This window comes from Streptomyces sp. NPDC007162 (assembly GCF_040634175.1).
Taxonomy (GTDB): domain Bacteria; phylum Actinomycetota; class Actinomycetes; order Streptomycetales; family Streptomycetaceae; genus Streptomyces.
The window spans coordinates 1-1,647 of sequence record NZ_JBEYFC010000958.1 but is presented as its reverse complement, the minus strand read 5'-3'; the positions used below and the strand labels follow the sequence as shown (position 1 = coordinate 1,647).

At 69.5% G+C, this 1,647-nt stretch carries 1 protein-coding gene; it reads right to left on the bottom strand.

What is annotated here, in order from left to right:
• Positions 1–138 precede the first annotated feature (138 nt).
• Positions 139–1,305 (bottom strand): xylose isomerase, encoded by a 1,167-nt coding sequence (gene xylA, locus ABZ646_RS46230; RefSeq protein WP_360533694.1) that lies wholly within the window; start codon positions 1,303–1,305, stop codon positions 139–141.
• Positions 1,306–1,647 lie beyond the last annotated feature (342 nt).

Genomic DNA, 1,647 nt, shown 5'->3' with positions numbered 1-1,647 from the left:
CGCGCACCCGCGTATTTCCACCCGTGGGGGAGGACCTCACGTCGTCCGGTCGTTTCCACGCGAGGGAACACAAAGCGACACGCGCGCGTGGAAGGCGTTCCTCTCGGAATCGCCCGCACGCGCGCGTGCGGGCGGGCGTCAGCCGCGGGCGCCCAGCAGGTGGTCCATCGCCAGCTGGTCGAGCTGCTCGAAGGCCATGCCGCGGGCGGCGACCGCGTCCGCGTCGAACTCCTCGAAGGCCGCGCGGTCGGCGAGGAGGGCCTGCAGGCCGTCCGCGGCGGTCGGCTGGGCCAGCTGGTCCAGGCGGGAGGCGCGCAGGGCCTCCTGGACCTCCGGGTCCGCGCGGAAGGCGGCGGCGCGCTCCTTGAGGATCAGGTAGTTGCGCATGCAGCCGGCGGCCGACGCCCACACGCCGTCGAGGTCCTCGGTCCGCGGCGGCTTGAAGTCGAAGTGCCTCGGCCCCTCGTAACCGGCGCTCTCCAGGAGGTCGACCAGCCAGAAGGCGGCGCGCAGGTCACCGGCGCCGAAGCGCAGGTCCTGGTCGTACTTGATGCCGGACTGCCCGTTGAGGTCGATGTGGAAGAGCTTGCCCGCCCACAGTGCCTGCGCGATGCCGTGCGGGAAGTTCAGGCCGGCCATCTGCTCGTGGCCCACCTCGGGGTTGACGCCGTACAGCTCGGGGCGCTCCAGGCGCTCGATGAACGCGAGCGCGTGGCCGACCGTGGGGAGCAGGATGTCGCCGCGCGGCTCGTTCGGCTTGGGCTCGATGGCGAAGCGCAGGTCGTAGCCCTGGGAGGTGACGTACTCGCCGAGGAGGTCGAAGGCCTCCTTCATACGGTCGAGGGCGACCCGCACGTCCTTGGCGGCGCCCGACTCGGCGCCCTCACGGCCACCCCAGGCGACATAGGTCTTCGCGCCCAGCTCGGCGGCCAGGTCGATGTTTCGGATGGTCTTGCGCAGCGCGTAGCGGCGCACCTCACGGTCGTTCGCGGTGAACGCGCCGTCCTTGAAGACCGGGTGGGTGAAGAGGTTGGTGGTGGCCATCGGGACGGTCATGCCGGTCGCGTCGAGGGCCTGGCGGAAGCGCTTGATGTGCGATTCGCGTTCGGTGTCGGAGGATCCGAAGGGGATGAGGTCGTCATCGTGGAACGTCACACCGTAGGCGCCCAGCTCGGCCAGGCGCTGGACGGTCTCGACCGGGTCGAGGGCACGGCGGGTGGCGTCGCCGAACGGGTCCCTTCCCTGCCAGCCGACGGTCCACAGGCCGAAGGTGAACCTGTCCTCGGGGGTGGGCTGGAAGCTCATGCCGCGGCTCCTTGCTTGATGCCTGTCTTGATGGGGGTGCGCGACGTCGGTCGGCACGACTGTCGGGCCGACTATTTCGTCATGGCCGTTTACAAATTAGTATGCCGACGCATCCCTGGGAAGGGTCACCCTGTCCCCGAGAGCCGAAAACCGGGTCACGACACCCCGGTAAACCAGGAAAACCGCAGGTCAGGAAGACCGCGAAAAGCGGAAAAAGGGAGAGCCCGATGTCAGCAGCCGAGGGTCCGCTCGTCGTCGGCGTGGACACGTCCACCCAGTCCACCAAGGCGCTGGTGGTCGACGTGTCCACCGGGCAGGTCGTGGCGAGCGGCCAGGCATCGC

Excerpts from the sequence above, each read along its gene's own strand:
- xylA (WP_360533694.1), bottom strand. The coding sequence starts at position 1,305 with ATGAGCTTCCAGCCCACCCCCGAGGACAGGTTCACCTTCGGCCTGTGG.